At 41.9% G+C, this 17255-nt stretch carries 17 protein-coding genes; 16 read left to right on the top strand and 1 reads right to left on the bottom strand.

Annotated elements, in window-relative coordinates; genetic code table 11:
• Positions 1-34 precede the first annotated feature (34 nt).
• The 3 genes from K1I56_RS03080 (at position 35) to glmS (ending at position 4406) form a co-directional block, all read left to right on the top strand.
• Positions 35-730, top strand: a complete 696-nt coding sequence (locus K1I56_RS03080; protein WP_155127217.1) for a gamma-glutamyl-gamma-aminobutyrate hydrolase family protein — start codon at positions 35-37, stop codon at positions 728-730.
• Positions 731-864: 134 nt separating this feature from the next.
• Positions 865-2250: a glycoside hydrolase family 1 protein gene (locus K1I56_RS03075; RefSeq protein WP_223325223.1), complete on the top strand. Its 1386-nt coding sequence runs from the start codon at positions 865-867 to the stop codon at positions 2248-2250.
• A gap of 347 nt (positions 2251-2597) precedes the next feature.
• Positions 2598-4406, top strand: a complete 1809-nt coding sequence (glmS, locus tag K1I56_RS03070; RefSeq protein ID WP_223325222.1) for a glutamine--fructose-6-phosphate transaminase (isomerizing) — start codon at positions 2598-2600, stop codon at positions 4404-4406.
• Between the two features lie 58 nt (positions 4407-4464).
• On the opposite strand, the gene K1I56_RS03065 is transcribed toward glmS, so the two are convergent.
• Positions 4465-5322 carry a 5'-nucleotidase, lipoprotein e(P4) family gene (locus K1I56_RS03065; protein ID WP_003004374.1) on the bottom strand — a complete coding sequence of 286 codons (858 nt, stop codon included), beginning with the start codon at positions 5320-5322 and terminating at the stop codon, positions 4465-4467.
• A 437-nt stretch (positions 5323-5759) separates the two neighbouring features.
• Here K1I56_RS03065 and K1I56_RS03060 point away from each other — a divergent pair, with 437 nt between their 5' ends.
• From K1I56_RS03060 to K1I56_RS03000, 13 genes are all read left to right on the top strand, one after another.
• Entirely contained in the window at positions 5760-6761 is a 1002-nt protein-coding gene (locus tag K1I56_RS03060; RefSeq protein ID WP_411575280.1) for a uroporphyrinogen decarboxylase family protein, read from the top strand.
• Positions 6762-6778: 17 nt separating this feature from the next.
• Positions 6779-6979 carry a hypothetical protein gene (locus K1I56_RS03055; RefSeq protein WP_003009954.1) on the top strand — a complete coding sequence of 67 codons (201 nt, stop codon included), beginning with the start codon at positions 6779-6781 and terminating at the stop codon, positions 6977-6979.
• 99 nt (positions 6980-7078) lie between these two features.
• The gene (locus K1I56_RS03050) at positions 7079-8080 is read left to right on the top strand and encodes a uroporphyrinogen decarboxylase family protein (protein ID WP_223325220.1); all 1002 of its coding nucleotides are present in this window, start codon (positions 7079-7081) and stop codon (positions 8078-8080) included.
• Between the two features lie 28 nt (positions 8081-8108).
• A complete protein-coding gene (locus K1I56_RS03045; protein WP_049474424.1) occupies positions 8109-8987 on the top strand; it encodes a transporter substrate-binding domain-containing protein in 879 nt (292 codons plus the stop codon).
• A gap of 66 nt (positions 8988-9053) precedes the next feature.
• Positions 9054-9746, top strand: coding sequence for an amino acid ABC transporter permease (locus K1I56_RS03040; RefSeq protein WP_003004525.1), 693 nt, complete (start codon positions 9054-9056; stop codon positions 9744-9746).
• 3 nt (positions 9747-9749) lie between these two features.
• Positions 9750-10436 (top strand): amino acid ABC transporter permease, encoded by a 687-nt coding sequence (locus K1I56_RS03035; RefSeq protein ID WP_150905230.1) that lies wholly within the window; start codon positions 9750-9752, stop codon positions 10434-10436.
• Between the two features lie 19 nt (positions 10437-10455).
• Complete coding sequence (locus K1I56_RS03030; protein ID WP_049482376.1) at positions 10456-11220, top strand: amino acid ABC transporter ATP-binding protein; 765 nt, start codon at positions 10456-10458, stop codon at positions 11218-11220.
• Positions 11221-11326: 106 nt separating this feature from the next.
• Positions 11327-11725: a DUF1310 family protein gene (locus K1I56_RS03025; protein WP_223325219.1), complete on the top strand. Its 399-nt coding sequence runs from the start codon at positions 11327-11329 to the stop codon at positions 11723-11725.
• A 183-nt stretch (positions 11726-11908) separates the two neighbouring features.
• Entirely contained in the window at positions 11909-12304 is a 396-nt protein-coding gene (locus K1I56_RS03020) for a DUF1310 family protein (protein WP_223325218.1), read from the top strand.
• Positions 12294-13889 (top strand): alpha/beta hydrolase family protein, encoded by a 1596-nt coding sequence (locus K1I56_RS03015; protein ID WP_223325217.1) that lies wholly within the window; start codon positions 12294-12296, stop codon positions 13887-13889. Before K1I56_RS03020 ends, K1I56_RS03015 begins: the two co-directional genes overlap by 11 nt.
• Positions 13868-14248 carry a hypothetical protein gene (locus K1I56_RS03010; protein WP_021154366.1) on the top strand — a complete coding sequence of 127 codons (381 nt, stop codon included), beginning with the start codon at positions 13868-13870 and terminating at the stop codon, positions 14246-14248. Before K1I56_RS03015 ends, K1I56_RS03010 begins: the two co-directional genes overlap by 22 nt.
• 18 nt (positions 14249-14266) lie before the next feature.
• Complete coding sequence (locus K1I56_RS03005) at positions 14267-14566, top strand: hypothetical protein (protein WP_070586354.1); 300 nt, start codon at positions 14267-14269, stop codon at positions 14564-14566.
• 356 nt (positions 14567-14922) lie between these two features.
• A complete protein-coding gene (locus tag K1I56_RS03000) occupies positions 14923-17052 on the top strand; it encodes an AAA family ATPase (protein WP_023919529.1) in 2130 nt (709 codons plus the stop codon).
• The last annotated feature ends 203 nt before the right edge of the window (positions 17053-17255 follow it).

Below are 17255 nucleotides of genomic sequence, written 5' to 3'. Positions count from 1 at the left end.
CCTTGAAAACGAATGAAAGTATATGGAAACAAGTATGAAAAAAAGACCAGTGATTGGAATTACAGGAAATGAAAGACCCTTCCCAGATGATCCAGACGCGAACATGAGTTATGCGGCGACTGGTTTTGTCGAAGCGGTCAAAGAGGCGGGAGGAATTCCCTTGATCTTGCCAATTGGAGATGCGGACATGGCCAAAGACTATATATCGATGATTGATAAGCTCATCATTACTGGTGGTCAAAATGTCTTGCCCAAGTTTTATGGAGAAGAAATCGCCATTGATAGCGATGACTACCTCTTAAAACGTGATCTTTTTGAGTTGGCCTTGATTGAGGAAGCGCGTGCGGCTAAAAAAGCTATCTTTACCGTCTGTCGTGGGACCCAACTCTACAATGTTGCATTGGGTGGAACTTTGCATCAAGATATTGAGGATCATTGGCAGGACAATCCAGGTCAGTACACCAGCCAAGAGCTGGTGACCAAGGATCAGACGGTCTTACAAGAGATCTATGGTAAGACTAGTCGCATCAATTCCTTTCACCATCAAAGTATCAAAGACTTGGCAGATGGCTTAGAAGTAATCGCGCGGGATCCCAAAGACGACGTCATAGAGGCGGTTCAATCCACAGATGAGAGTCGTTTTCTCGGCGTTCAGTGGCATCCGGAACTGCGTTTTGACAAGAGTCCAGCAGACCACAAACTCTTTGAATATGTTGTGAATGACTTATAATGAGGACCAGCTCTCTTAGGAATTTTTCTAAGGGAGCTTTTTCTTTAATCTGCGTAAGAAAGACTGTAAATTGTGCCTAGGTTTTGGGGGAGGATTCGCTACAATAGAGCTAGTAGAATGAGGAGGATTAGAACATGTTTCAATTTCCAAAGGATTTTTTATGGGGGAGTTCGACCTCGGGCCCTCAAACAGAAGGGCGTCTAGCCCAGGATGGAAAGGGAGACAATCTCTGGGATTACTGGTATAGGATCGAGCCCAACCGCTTTTATCAAGGGCAAGGACCAGAGAAAACATCGACTTTTTATGAACACTGGGAAGAAGATCTGGACCTCTTGTTAGAAACCGGCCACACTGCCTTTCGAACCTCTATCCAGTGGTCACGTATTTTCCCAGAAGGACGAGGGGAAATCAATCAAGCAGGTGTTGATTTCTACCGTCGTGTCTTTGAAAAGATTAAAGAAAAAGGGATTCACCTTTTGGTCAACCTCTATCATTTTGATTTACCGATGGCTCTTCAAGAGCAAGGGGATGGTTGGGAAAATAAAGAAACTGCCTATGCTTACCAGGAATATGCGCGTTTTTGTTTCAAGACCTATGGGGATCTGGTTGATCAGTGGATCACCTTTAATGAACCCATTGTCCCTGTAGAGTTTGGTTATTTTTATGATGCCCATTTTCCTCATAAGGTAGACGCGGCAGCAGCAGTTAAAGTAGCCTACCACACCCAGTTGGCAAGCTCTCTAGCAGTCAAGGCCTGTCACGAGGTGGATCCTAACTATCGTATCGGGATTGTGCTCAATCTAACACCGGCCTATCCTCGGAGCCAGCATCCAGAAGATGTGAAAGCTGCGCGCATTGCCGAGCTCTTTCAAGCCAAATCCTTCTTAGATCCATCTGTTCTTGGTCATTATCCTGAAGAATTAGTGGAGATCCTACGGGAGCGTGATCTCTTGCCGGATTATGATCCTTTTGAATTGCGCTTGATCGAGGAAAATACGGTGGATTACCTAGGGGTTAACTATTACCAACCACTCCGTGTGGCAGCTCCTCGGTATGCTCCAAATCCAGCATCTCCCCTACTCTTTGAACAATTTTATGAACCCTATGTTATGCCAGGCCGCAAGATCAATCCCCACCGTGGTTGGGAAATCTATGAGCAAGGCTTGTATGACATTGCCCAAAATATCAAGGAAAACTATGGCAATATCGAGTGGATCCTGACCGAAAATGGGATGGGGGTCGAAGGAGAGGAAAAATTCCGCAAAGATGGAGTGATCCAAGACGACTACCGGATTGACTTTGTCAAAGACCATCTTCGTGAACTTCACCGGGCTATTCAAGATGGTGCCAACTGTAAAGGCTATTTGATCTGGACCTTTATTGACTGCTGGTCATGGCTCAATGGCTACAAGAACCGCTATGGCTTAGTTGAGTTGGACCTCGAAAGTCAAAAACGAACCCTCAAAAAATCCGGCCATTGGTTTAAAGAACTAAGCCAAGCCAATGGGTTTGAGAAGTAGACAAACTGCTCTTTTATAAGAATCAATCAACTTCTATAAAAATAAAAAATTTTATTCGTTAGAGTTATTCAACAGTGAGAAAAGTGTCTAAACTATTCAGTTTCAGGCACTTTTTTCACGGCAGAAAATTTTTAAGATGATTTTTACTTCAATCTTAACGCTAACTTAACTAGACCAATTTTCTTGAATTTCCTAGTTGACAAACTGGAAGAAGCATTGTATACTGACTCCGCTGGTTGCTTTTTGGTCAAATTAGACTAGACCAATTTTAAAGTAACTGAGAAATCGACCATGGGTCGTTTGACTAAGTAAAGGGGAAAGTATAGCAAGGCTATATCGTAAAAACTATGTGCGGAATCGTTGGTGTTGTAGGAAATACAAATGCTACTGATATTTTGATTCAAGGACTTGAAAAACTCGAATACCGAGGCTATGACTCTGCGGGTGTTTTTCTGGCTAGTGAAGGCAAGAGCCAATTGGTAAAGGCAGTTGGCCGTATTGCAGAATTGTCGTCTAAGGCGGAAGGTGTCGAAGGGACAGCTGGGATTGGACATACCCGTTGGGCCACTCATGGAAAACCAACTGAGGACAATGCCCACCCACACCGCTCTGAAACAGGTCGCTTTGTTTTGGTCCACAATGGGGTGATTGAAAACTACCTTGAAATCAAGGAAGAATACCTAGCCGGTCACCATTTCAAGGGGCAAACAGATACAGAAATCACCGCCCACTTGATCGGAAAATTTGCTGAAGAAGATGGCTTGTCTACGCTCGAAGCCTTCAAAAAAGCCCTCCACATCATCCGTGGGGCCTATGCTTTTGCTTTGATGGATGCGGAAGATCCAAGCACCATCTATGTAGCGAAAAATAAGTCACCACTCTTGATCGGTCTTGGAGATGGTTACAATATGGTTTGCTCTGATGCTATGGCCATGATTCGTGAAACCAACCAATACATGGAAATCCATGACCAAGAGTTGGTCATTGTCAAGGCTGACAGCGTTGAAGTACAAGACTATGATGGAAACGTCAAAGAACGGGCAAGCTACACGGCTGAACTTGACCTTTCTGATATTGGAAAAGGGACTTACCCATACTACATGCTCAAAGAAATCGATGAGCAACCAACTGTCATGCGTAAGTTGATCCAAGCCTATACAGATGAATCTGGTCAAGTAGTGGTAGACCCAGCTATTATCAAGTCTGTTCAAGAAGCAGATCGCATCTATATCCTTGCGGCTGGTACCTCTTACCATGCTGGATTTGCGTCTAAAAAAATGTTGGAAGAGTTGACAGATACTCCAGTAGAACTCGGTATCTCCTCTGAGTGGGGGTATGGTATGCCACTTCTTAGCAAGAAACCACTCTTCATCTTTATCAGTCAATCTGGTGAAACAGCCGATAGCCGCCAAGTGCTGGTCAAGGCCAATGAAATGGGCATTCCAAGCTTAACAGTGACCAATGTTCCAGGTTCAACTCTTTCACGTGAAGCAGACATGACCATGTTGCTCCATGCGGGTCCTGAAATTGCGGTAGCTTCTACTAAGGCTTATACGGCTCAAATCGCAGCCCTTGCCTTTCTGGCGAAAGCTGTTGGGGAAGCTAATGGCAATAAGAAGGCCAAAGCCTTTGATTTGGTGCACGAATTGTCTATCGTTGCCCAATCGATCGAATCAACCCTTTCAGAAAAAGAAGTGATCGACGAAAAAGTCCGTGGCTTGTTGGAAACAACCCGCAATGCTTTCTATATCGGACGTGGTCAAGATTACTATGTTGCTATGGAAGCCAGTCTGAAACTAAAAGAAATTTCTTACATCCAATGTGAAGGCTTCGCTGCGGGTGAGTTGAAACACGGTACCATCGCTCTGATCGAAGACGGTACACCGGTCATTGCCCTCTTGTCTGACCCAGTCCTAGCCAGCCACACACGTGGAAACATCCAAGAAGTGGCAGCACGTGGGGCTCATGTTTTAACCATTGCAGAAGAAAATGTCGCTAAAGAGACAGATGATTTGGTCTTGACAGCGGTTCACCCTTACCTTTCTCCAATCTCAATGGTGGTGCCAACCCAATTGATTGCCTACTTTGCAACCCTTCATCGTGGGCTCGATGTTGATAAACCACGGAACCTTGCTAAGTCTGTAACAGTTGAATAAAATTATTTATATAGAAAAAAACATCCTCGTTAGGTTTTTCCTAGCGAGGATGTTTGCTTTATTTATCAAAACCTTGCAAGGCTTTGAGGCGTTCTTCTGTTTGTCCCTTGGCATCTAGTTTTTTACCTTGGTAGACAGCAGATTCCCATGATCCATACATTGGATTTGGGAAGATGATGAATTTTTCACCAAATTCTTTTTGCAATTCGTCCAATTTCTTGTCGCGATCAGCTTCAGAGGTCTTAGAGAAGTCTGCAAAGTCGACCAGGTTGTCCCCAAAGAGCAAGACAAGATTGGTCTTTTCTTGTACAGCTTGGCGACGGCCTTCTTTTGATTTGACGCCATCTTCTAAGAACATGAGGTGGTCACGTCCTTGAACAGGAATGCCTTCTTTTTCAAGGTTCTTGATGGTATCATCTACTTGAGAGGTTGTACGGTCAGAAATGTAGTAGATTTGAACCCCGTTTTGATCCGCATATTGAAGAAAATCTTTGGCACCTGGCACCGCTTTTGCGGCTGCTTTTTTCACCCAAACATCCCAGTCTTTAGGATTGAAGGCCGTACCATCTTTGACGTTTTGAACTTGGTAAGGGCTGTTGTCTAAAACAGTTTCGTCCAAATCCAAGACGATGGAATAAGGCTTATCAGAAGGAGTTTGGAGGATCTCTTTCAAACGGTCAGTAGCGACATTGTAGCCTTGTAAATACAAAGCCTTGGTTTCTGCTGCCTTTTGGTACCAGAGAACAGACATGGTATTTTCTTGTGAGCGCTGTTGATCATAGGTCATCGTCACCTGATTTTTAGTGCTGCTTGCTTTTGTCTCTTGCGTTTTAGTGGTGTTGCTTCCACAACTCGTCAGTAAAATGACAGAAGCAAGAGCAGAAACGATGGTAAAGGTGGTTTTTGTTGTTTTCATAAACCGTACACTCCTTAAAATTATTCTACAAAAATTATACTCCTTTCAATCTTGCCTGACAAGAAAGAGGAGAAGGGGATCCAGGGAATGGTAAAATGAATAGGAAAGAAAGAAATGTTGATATGAAGGGCTTTTTCACCTCAATAGATGCCATTTTTCAGCTTAAAAGAAGGGGTATAGTTTTATGCTATAACCGGATCAAGAAAAGATCAAAGCGGTCCTTTTCTTCTAAAATGAAAGAATAAAGAAAGATACCCGCAAGTCCCTATTTTCAAGGACTTGCGTTTTTTTGATACCTTTCTTAATAAAGAAATTTTAAGGCCTTGATAGGGAAAATATATTAGTCAGCCACTTTTCGAGGTGATATCATGGTTACAAATTCCAGAAGGGAAGCAGTCAATCTTTCTGTTGGAGAAATATTGAGGAGGATATACAGTATGAGTAAAAAAGAATTGGTTCTTCGTGCCATTCGAGGCGAAGCAGTAGAGCGAATCCCTGTAGGATTTTGGCTCCATTATGTGACCCAAGAAGAAAAAGAATTGGGGCTAGATAATCCGGCTGTAGTAGAAAAAAGTATTAAAGGACACCAACACTATGTTGAAGAAATTTCACCTGATTTTGTCAAGATCATGAGCGATGGCTTCTTCCGCTATCCGAGTGCACTTTATTCGAGAGAGATCCAATCAATCCAAGAATTGAAGGATATTCAACCGATTGGAGAGCATCATCCTTGGATTGAAAAACAAATTGAAGTGGTCAAGGAGATTCGTTCCCATTTCCATGAAGAGATTGCTTCTTTCTACAATATCTTCTCGCCCATTTCTTATTTGAAACGCTGGTTCCGTACGGATCAATCCCGTGGAGACCAAGTGATTGCAGACTTTATTAAGGAAGATCCAGAAACTTTAGCTCATGTCCTTGACGTGATTGCAGGAGACATCGCTAGTTTAAGTCGCCGCTTGATCCAAGAAGCAGGTGTTGAAGGGATTTACTTCTCAACCCAGCAGGTCCAAGATGAGCGTGTGACTGATGAAGAATACCGCAAGTTCATTGAGCCTAGCAGCATCGCTGTCCTAGAAGCAGCCAATGAAGCTGGAGGCATCAATATCCTTCATATCTGTGGTTTTGAAGGGGCCAGCAATGAAGTGGAACTCTTCAAGGATTATCCAGCTCAAGTCATTAACTGGGCGACCCATCATGAAGGCCTTAGCCTAGCCGCAGGTCGCAAGCTCTTTGGGGATCGTGCTGTCCTAGGTGGCTTTGTCAATGGCAAGAAAGGCTTGCTCTACCAAGGGGAACGAGCAGCTATCGAGCAAGAAACCCGTCGCTTGGTCGCAGAAGCGGGAAGTCGTGGTTTGATCCTTGGGGCAGACTGTACCGTGCCAGATGATTTCCAATTGGAACGCTTAGATTGGGTACGTCAAGCAGCTGTATTGTAAGAAGAAAGGAGAGGGAGATGAAAAAGATCAATGTATGGTGTATCCTGGTAACCGTTTTGTTTTTGCTTTTAGGGCTTAGTAAAGCTGCTCTTGCAAGTAGTCAGGGGAAAGCCAAAAAAGATCCAGATATGGCAAGACTGGAGAAAATTCCAGCCCATAGTCTCTCCCTCCTTCGCCCGTCTGATCTAGCAGGAATCCTTCTTCTCGAAGATCAGTGATAAAAAAAGATGAAGAGCTTGATAAAAAATATATATTAGTCAAAGAATAATTGAAGTGTTAAGATAACAAACAAGAAAAGAATAGAACGAGGTAAGAACATGTCAGCCAAAAGAGAATTAGTGTTAAAAGCTTTTAAGGGAGAAGCGGTTGATCGTGTGCCAGTTGGATTTTGGCATCATTTTACAACAGAAGAAGAATGGTTGAAAGGATTTTCTAATCCGGAAATCATTGAAAAAAACCTGAAGGGTCATCAAAGCTTCCTTCACAAGGTCAAACCAGACTTTGTCAAACTCATGAGCGATGGTTACTTTGCTTATCCAAATCCAGCCATCCACAAAGGCCTTGAAAATATCTCCGACTTAGCAGGGATTGAACCACTCGGAGCAGATCATCCATGGATCACAGAGCAGGTAGAGCTCGTTAAAAAAATCCGTGCCGGTTTTGAAGAAGACATTGTGGCTATCTACAATATCTTTGCTCCAGTGACCTACTTCAAATGGTTGGTCGGAGAAGTTTCAGGAGGAGATGACTTGATCGCAAACTTTATCGATCAAGATGCAGCAACTCTTAAAAAAGTATTGGATACGATTGGCCAAGATATTGCAAGTTTGAGCCAACGAATCATCAAAGAAGCAGGGGCAGACGGGATCTACCTCAGTGTTCAAAGCATCCAAGATGCGCGCGTGAGCCAAGAAGTATACAAACAAGTCATCGCACCGAGTGAACTCCATGTCTTAGAAGTAGCCAATGAAGCAGGTGGTGTAAATATTCTTCATATCTGTGGCTACGAAGGAGCTCGCAATGATATCCATCTCTTCACAGACTACCCAGCTCAAGTGCTTAACTGGGCAGTTGGACCAGAAGGAATCAGCCTAGCAGAAGGACGCGAAATCTTCGGTGGACGTACGGTTCTTGGTGGCTTTGAAAATGGCAAAAATGGTCTTCTCTATACAGGAGACAAGGCTGCGATTCAAGCAGAAACCAAACGCATCATCGCAGAAACTGGAACCACAGGCTTGGTCATCGGTGCGGATTGTACTATTCCAAGTGATATTGATGAAGAGCGAATCGAATGGGTTCGTGAAGCTGCAGCAGAATAAGAAAAAATAGAATCAGGGAGAACAGAGTATGAGTAAAAAAACATGGATTATCGGTGGGGTGGCCGTTCTTGCTATTGCAGGTGCAACCATTCTTGGACGGAGTTTGAACCATGCAAACGACAGCAAAGGCTCAACAGGATCGAACAAGGTGACAACCTTGAAAGTAGCCCACACGCAAAACTATGTACCGTATGATTTCGTTGATGAAAAAGGAGAATCAGACGGCTATGAAGTAGCCGTTCTCAAAGCCATTGACGAAAAACTACCAGACTACAAGTTTGAGTACACTGGAACAAGTGATGACGATCTCTTAATCGGTCTAGAATCTGGTAAATACGATATCGGAACCAAAGGAGCTTGGTATACCGAAGAACGTGCCAAGAAATTTATCATTCCAAAAGAACCAATCGGTGCAAGTATCATCGGATTTACCGTACGGAAAGAAGATGCGGATAAATACAAGAACATCGATGACTTTGCGAAAGAAAAAGGAAAATTGGTTCCAATTTCACCACAAAATGCGCAGTGGAATGTTATTAAAGAATACAATGAAAAGCATAAGGACCAACAAATCGAATTAACAGCTGCGGAATCTTTCAAAGTCGCAGATGCCTATGCTTGGGTTCTTGAAGGACGTTACGATGCCTTCTTTGACATCAAACTTTCCTTTGAAAAGGCTGTCACAGATAAAGATGGTTCTTACCACCAATATGCGGACAAACTGAGCTGGTTTGCCTACAAAGGAATTCCAACTTACCCATTGATCCATAAGGATAAGAAAAACGAAAAATTTGCGGAAGAATACAGCAAGGCCATCAAAGAATTAGAAAAAGATGGCACACTTGCTAAATTGTCGAAAAAATATTTCGGTGAAGATGTCTTCAGTTATGTAGATAAAGAGAAATAAGATGGAACTGGGTGCGCATAGCCCCAGCTTCCTTATTTCTATACGGATACAGAAAGGAAAAGAAACATGGTCTCATACGACATTTCCAAGGTCTGGTCATTTCTTCCAACCTTGGTCCAAGCTCTGCCAGCGACCCTAGCTTTGATGGTTTTAACGACGGTTCTCGGTTCTGCATTTGGCTTGGTTTTGACATGGGCACAAGTATCAGAAGATAAGGTAGGAGCAGGTCTGGCAAAAGGTTATGTCTTTACTTTGCGTTGTACCCCTCCGATTGTCTTACTCTTTTTGGTCTTTTATGGACTCCCCCAATTTTTGAACTGGTGGTTGGGCATTGACATTGACCACTGGTCCAAGTTTGTCTTTGTCCTTGTTGCCATGTTTCTTCTCTTTGCCGCTATGATCTCTGAGGTTTTCAAGGCAGCCTATTTGGCTATTCCAAAAGGTCAGATGGAAGCGGGCTTGAGTATCGGCTTGACGCCAGCCCAAACCATTTGGCGGATTGTCCTTCCCCAAGCCTTTCGCGTGGCTCTTCCAAATATGACGACTGCCATCTTGAACCTCATGCGCGATGCCGCTTTAGCTTATACCATTGGCTTTATCGATATCATGGGAGCAGGCAACAACTTGATCAGCCGCAATCTTGGGAATTATTCCCTCGAAACGTATACAGCTGTAGCAGTGATCTACTGGGGAATTGCCCTTGTGATCTCCTTCTCCGCTCAACTCCTTGAGAAACGACTCAGTGTAACAGAAAGGTAGCTTATGGATTTCAATTTTATTAGTAAAGCATTTATAGCCACCTTGGGTGGTGTTCCAGTGACCCTTCTGATCATGGTCGTATCGATTCTCTTGAGTTTCCTTCCAGCCCTCTTTTTGGCACTCGGTCAGATCTATAAGGTCAAAGGTGTTCGCAGTTTCTCAGTGATTTACTTAGCTTTTATCCGCGCGACACCTCCGATTCTCTTGATTCTCTTCTTTTATAGTCTCTTTCCCAGCCTCTTAAATAGCTTTTTTAAGAGTATTGGTAGTCACTTTAATGTCTTTGAGATCAATCCCATTTATTATGCCTTTATCATCTTTAGCTTGATGACAACAGGAAGTCTTGCTGAAATTCTACGGTCAGCCATTCTGACGGTGGATAAGGGGCAGCTAGAAGCAGCGCAAGCCATTGGTTTGACTAATCGCCAAGCCTATATCCGCATTGTTTTTCCACAAGCCTTGCGTTCAGCCCTGCCCAATTTGTGTAACTTAGTTATCAATTTGGTCAAAGGAACCTCCCTTGTCTTTGTCATGACGATCAAGGATATCACCGCCATTGCCAAGGTAGAAGCCTCTTATGGCTATCAATATTTTGAATCCTATCTAGTGATTTTTATTCTTTATATTGTCATTTGTGGGGTGATTCAGTGGGGATTCAATCTCTTAGAAAAACGCTTGACACTCGCATAGAAGAAGGAGAAATAAGAAGATGTTAGAAGTAGAACACGTATCGAAAAAATTTAAGGACCACCAAGTCCTGGTAGATGTTAATCTCAAGGTCAACCAAGGAGATGTCGTCGTTATTTTGGGGCCATCTGGATCAGGAAAAACAACCTTCCTTCGCTGCCTCAATCACTTGGAAAAGGCAGATACAGGCCACCTCACCCTAGGTGGAAAAGAGTATGACCTCTCAAAACTCAGCAAAAAGGAAATTTTAGAAATTCGTCAAAAGACAGCCTTTGTTTTTCAGCATTACAATCTATTTGCCAACAAAACAGCACTTGAAAATATCTTGGAAGGATTGATTGTAGCTCGTAAGATTCCAAAAGAAGAAGCCATCCAACGGGCAGAATCCGCCCTTGAAAAAGTTGGTCTCCTCGCTTACAAGGATTACTATCCTTCTCAATTGTCAGGTGGTCAGCAGCAGCGGATCGGAATCGCACGTGCTATCGCAGTAAAACCAGACGTGATCTTGCTGGACGAGCCGACTTCAGCGTTAGACCCAGAATTGGTTGGGGATGTCTTAGATGTCATGAAACAGCTAGCCCAAGAGGGAGTGACCATGGTTGTCGTAACCCATGAGATGGGCTTTGCGCGTGATGTGGCCAACCACGTTATCTTTATGGACGGCGGACACATCATCGAAGAAAACGAACCCCATGAATTCTTCAATAGTCCAAAGGAAGAACGGACCAAACAATTCCTTTCACGGATTTTATCTGATGCTACTTATAGCGTCGAATACATGATTTAACAAGAGACACACCTATGTAGGGTGTGTTTTTTGGATTCTGGAAAAAATTTTAAAATTTAGCTCATTTTTTAAAAATCATTACGAATAATATAAGTGAGAGGGAAATATGACTGATAAAAAACAACGATTTGTACTACTATTCTTACTGACTATGTTTCTAGGAGGTTGCAGTCTTTTTACGGATAAAGCTGCTGAGAGAAGGGAAATGATTCAGATTGCAGAAAGCACGAAAATGGAGCGAGCGATAAAACACTTGTTAATCAGTATCGATCCGAAAGCTTTCACTTCAGAAGGAGTCATTCACTCCTATACCCTGATAAAAGGTAAATTGGAATACAACCCAATGGGAGGCATGAATGTCTATCTCGTTATCAATGGCGATAAAAAGTTAACGATCGATACGACTATTCAAATGGAAGATTCAGGACAGTTTGAAGCAGGTAGTTACGGTATTTCAGCAAAATTAGATGATCTGTTAAGTAAAGCAGAAGAGACTGGGAAATAAACTCATTTAGGTAAATACCCCTAATATAGGTAAATAGAAACATTTCTGTATCAAAACCAATATGTTACATTAATAGCTAGTGCTTGTAACGATTTGGCAATATTTTTTAACAAAAGTAACATTTCAGGTATGGATAGAATTTTGTATAATAAATTCTAAGAAAGCTGAAGAAAGAATGGGAAGATGAAAAAAAGTAAATTTATTGTATTAGTTATGATGCTATTTGGTTTAAGTTTGGGAGGTTGTAGCTTTTTTAATGGACAATCTGCCAAGAAACAAGAAATGATTCAAATCGCGGAGAGTAAGAAGATGAAGGTAGCGATTGAAAATATGTTAAAGGATATTGATCCTGAAGCATTAACTCCGCAGGGGAAAATACACTCGTATAAAATCTTGGAAAATCAATTGGAATACAATCCAATGGGTGGGATGAATGTATATTTGGAAGTCAATAATGATGAAAAACTAACTATTGATACTACTGTTCATATGGAAGATTCGGGAGAATTTGAGGCTGGAAGTTATGGTATTTCTGCAGAGTTAAGTCGTTTACTGAGGGGAGATGAATATGGTAAATAACACAAATTTTTCAGACAGACAGCATGTAGAAGCATCATTAATTGAATATAGATCATTAAAATTAGGAAAAAATCAAAAAATTAAAGAAGGTAGTGAATATGTTGGTAATGTTTCTCACATTTATGATAGTGTAAATGGCAATGAAGAACAAGTCTTCGTACTAACGGATAGTGGCAAGGGTGTTGAACAAGATCCAGTCCCCTATACTGCTTCAGATGAAGAACGTGCCCAAATCCATGACGTGACTGTCTTGATGAAGGGATCTGAAACTGAAATAAGTACACAAAAATTACTCCATGATACATATACGGATTGGGTAAAGACAGATTTGCCAGCAGCTTCCAATATTTTGAACCCTGGTGGTGCAAGCGAGTATGCAACAGAATATGCGAAGAATTATGCGCGAGATAAGGCTAAAAATGGTTTTAACAATGCTGTAGAAGCTTTTGAAGATGCAATTATTCCTACATCTGTTAATCTTCCACCGGAGGCCACTCCCTTAGGTAGGTTCATACAAAAAGCGATGGACAATCCTGTCAGCAATTTCATACAGGAAAAAGCATCAGATGCGGTCGGCTTTTTTGCAGAAAGAACAGCCGAAGAACAGGTTAAATTTCCTGCTTTAATGGGAGCTGCTTTTTTAAAAAAATACAATGATGAAAACGGTACTTTCCCGCCTCCGCAGTTTAAAGATGCTGCAGCTCATTTGAAAGAGGTGATCCGAAAATACCCCAATGCCAAGATCGATCTATACGGTCACTCTCTGGGGTCTATGAATATTCAGTATGCGCTTGCCTGTTTGACGGAAGAGGAAGCTTCTCATATTGGGACTGTCCATCTATACAATGGCCCTAATGCCTATCCTATTTTAACACCCGAGCAAAAATCGCGTATAGATTCGCTGAAGTACAAAATTTACAACCACATTGACCATAAAGATTTGGTTAGCTTGGGCTATCAGGATTCTGGAAGCAAGGAATCCAGTGGGATTGTCAAGCACCTCAAAACTAAAAATTTGATAAATACTGGCCTGCAGCACATGATGCATGGTTATATCTATGATAAGGATGGGAATTTGGTTCTTGAAAAGGGAACGGAAGCCATCACTCGCAAGGAAATCATTGAAGAGCGGATGAAGGTTTACTATCGCCTAAAGGATAAATTACAAAAAACAGGTGGTGGACTGAGTTCAAGTGAACAAATCTATCTCGATGCCTTGCAGGCATGCTTGGCTTCTGATGAGCTGATTCGAGTAGTGGATGAAGGGCTGGAGCAAGCTCAGAAATCTAAGGCACGACTGGATACAGATTTAGAAGCTTTGGAGAAAGTATTACAGACCGTTCCGAAAGGCTTCATTCTCAATCTTTCCGAAGTAGAAGAGGCCTATGCACAGGCTGGTGCAACAAGGCAAACAGTTGTCACTCAAGTAAGAGAAAGGTTCGACAATCGTTTGGCTGCATATCAGTCCTTATCGAATGAATTTCATGCTTTAAACGAGCAAGTGAATGCAGGAATTGAGCTCTTAAAAGCAAAAGATCAAAAAATAGCAGGAGAAATGAACCAGTGGGAACAACTAGCTTATTAATTTCATCTACTCTTTCAAAAAAGGAAAAGAAACTAGATCACTTGGAAAGAGAGTTCCAAAAAGCGCGCTTGGAGCTAGATGAAAAGCGTTGCCTAGTGGAAAGAAAACAGCAGCTCTTCACCCAGATGCTGGAAGAAGAGTATGCGATGGCAGCTTCCTTCTTACAAGAGCAGGAAGTTGATAACAGTTGTGGATGGGAGTCCCTCCATCGCTGTATCGAAGAGTATGATATCGAAGCTAGAGAAGCTGCACAAGTAGCTTTAAAACAGATCGAAATCGAGGAAGAGAATTTATGGCAATCCTACCGGAAAGATAGACGCCAACTGGAAGAGGAGTTTGCACAAGATAAAGTTTCATAGTATAGAAGAGGAGGAAGTATGGGTGATAGTCCAGTCAAAGATTTCTTTGATTTAGATATGAAAGATAAGATGAGGATCATCGAAAGCCGAAAGAAACTTGAAAAAGATTTAATCCGGGTTGTCTATGCGCCCGTTTTATTGACCTGCAAGGCAGGAGTTGAGAAGCGTTACAATGATGGCTTGACTGCGATTGCAACAGTAGCTGAAGAAGACGTCCAAGTGGTCGGGAAGCAACTAGACCAATCCATGGTGGGGCAATTTGCTAAAAATGTACAGACAGCTATTCAAGAAAAAGCTGGTAAATTTAAATCTATCTAGCCAAGAACTTCTATTTAAATATGGAATCTGGAGTGACATCCAGATTTTTTAATAAATTTAAAAAATTATGTAAAAAAGTGTTGACAAAGAAATCAGTCTGCGTTATAATAATTTATGTAAACAAAAAGAGGTTGAAAAAACCTACTAGTTTACAAGATCAATAGTGGAAAGGAGATGGTGATATGCTATTTCCAAAATTAAGACAACTAATTGATAAAAGGAAAAATAGAAACTGTTAGCCTGTAGGGCTATTATTAAATAAATGAATTAAAATTATGTAAACAATCAAACGGCAGTCAATTGGTCTGCTAATTTTCAAGAATGAATTAAAATTATGTAAATTAGAGGTACACAATATGAATAACAACTTTAACAATATGGATGATCTTTTCAATCAACTAATGGGAAACATGGGTGGTTTTCGTTCTGAAAGCCGTCGCTACATGATCAACGGTCGTGAAGTGACACCTGAAGAATTCGCTATTTACCGTCAAACCGGTCAACTTCCAAATGAAGGAAGCGAGCAAGTGCAACACCATCAAGGTAAAGGAATGAAACAAGATGGGATCCTTGCAAAACTTGGTCGCAACTTGACCGAAGAAGCTCGTGAAGGAAAATTGGATCCAGTCATCGGACGTAATAAAGAAATTCAAGAAACTGCTGAAATCTTGTCTCGTCGTACCAAGAACAATCCTGTCCTTGTAGGGGATGCCGGTGTTGGTAAAACAGCAGTTGTAGAAGGTTTGGCACAAGCTATTGTGAACGGGGATGTTCCAGCTGCTATCAAAAACAAAGAAATCATCTCGATTGATATTTCTGGTCTAGAAGCTGGTACGCAATACCGTGGTAGCTTTGAAGAAAATATTCAAAATCTGATCCAAGAAGTCAAGGCTATGGGAAATGTCATTCTCTTCTTTGATGAAATCCATCAAATCCTTGGTGCAGGCAGCACAGGTGATGGTCAAGGATCTAAAGGTCTTGCGGATATCATCAAACCTGCTCTTTCACGTGGGGAATTGACAGTCATTGGGGCAACTACTCAAGATGAATACCGTAACACCATCTTGAAGAATGCGGCTCTTGCTCGTCGTTTCAACGAAGTGAAAGTCAATGCTCCATCAGCCGAAGATACTTTCAAGATCCTCCAAGGGATCCGTGATCTTTATGAAAAACACCACAATGTCATCTTGCCAGATGAAGTTTTGAAAGCAGCGGTTGATTATTCGATCCAATACATTCCACAACGTAGCTTGCCTGATAAGGCCATTGACTTGGTCGATGTGACAGCTGCCCACTTGGCAGCCCAACATCCTGTAACAGATGTCCATGCTGTGGAACATGAAATTGAAGAAGAAAAAACCAAACAAGAAGAAGCTGCGGCTAAAGAAGATTACGAAGCAGCTTTGAAAGCAAAAGTTCGTATCGAAGAACTTGAAAAGAAAATTGAAAACCATACGGAAGACCATAAAGTAACAGCAACAATCAACGATGTGGCTGAATCAGTAGAACGGATGACGGGTATTCCAGTGTCACAAATGGGTGCAACTGATATCGAACGTTTGAAAGATATGGGTCACCGTTTGCAAACCAAGGTTATCGGTCAAGATAAAGCCGTTGAAGCAGTAGCACGTGCTATCCGTCGGAACCGTGCAGGATTTGACGAAGGGAACCGCCCAATCGGTAGCTTCCTCTTTGTAGGTCCTACTGGTGTTGGTAAGACTGAGTTGGCTAAACAATTGGCTCTTGATATGTTCGGAACCAAAGATGCGATCATCCGTTTGGACATGTCAGAATATAGCGACCGCACAGCCGTTTCTAAATTGATTGGTACAACTGCTGGTTATGTTGGTTACGATGACAATAGCAATACTTTGACAGAACGTGTTCGCCGTAACCCTTACTCAATCGTCCTTCTCGATGAAATTGAAAAGGCTGACCCTCAAGTGATCACACTTCTTCTCCAAGTTTTGGATGATGGTCGTTTGACTGATGGTCAAGGGAACACTGTAAACTTCAAGAACACTGTGATTATCGCCACTTCAAACGCTGGCTTTGGTTACGAAGCCAACTTGACAGAAGATGCGGATAAACCAGAACTCATGGATCGTTTGAAACCTTACTTCCGTCCAGAATTCTTGAACCGTTTCAACGCTGTCATTGAATTCTCACACTTGAGCAAGGAAGACCTTTCTAAGATTGTTGATTTGATGTTGGTAGATGTCAATAAGACCCTTTCTAAGAAAGAAATCGACTTGGCAGTGAGCGATGCAGCCAAAGAATATATGACTGAAGAAGGTTATGATGAAGTGATGGGAGTTCGTCCACTCCGTCGGGTAGTTGAACAACAAATCCGTGACAAAGTCACAGACTTCCACTTGGATAACTTGGATGCTAAACATCTTGAAGCAGACATGGAAGATGGTGTCCTTGTGATTAGAGAAAAAGACACAAAGAAGGAAGAAAACACTGATAAACAAGCAGACTAAGGCGAATTAGTTTGTGAAAAATAGAGGCTGCTATCATATAGCAGTCTTTATTTTTTCTTCCCACCTGGGGGAAATTATTCGCCGTATAAGGCCAAAATCCTCCTATTTGGGGTGGAAAAACATCAATAATTAGTGAAATTAATCCAATTTGAGCAAAATTATTAATAAATAAAGAAAATAAGTATATAATCTATACAAGAATA

This window comes from Streptococcus parasanguinis (genome assembly GCF_019929185.1).
Lineage (GTDB): Bacteria > Bacillota > Bacilli > Lactobacillales > Streptococcaceae > Streptococcus > Streptococcus parasanguinis_O.
This window is presented reverse-complemented; position numbering and strand designations above follow the sequence as displayed.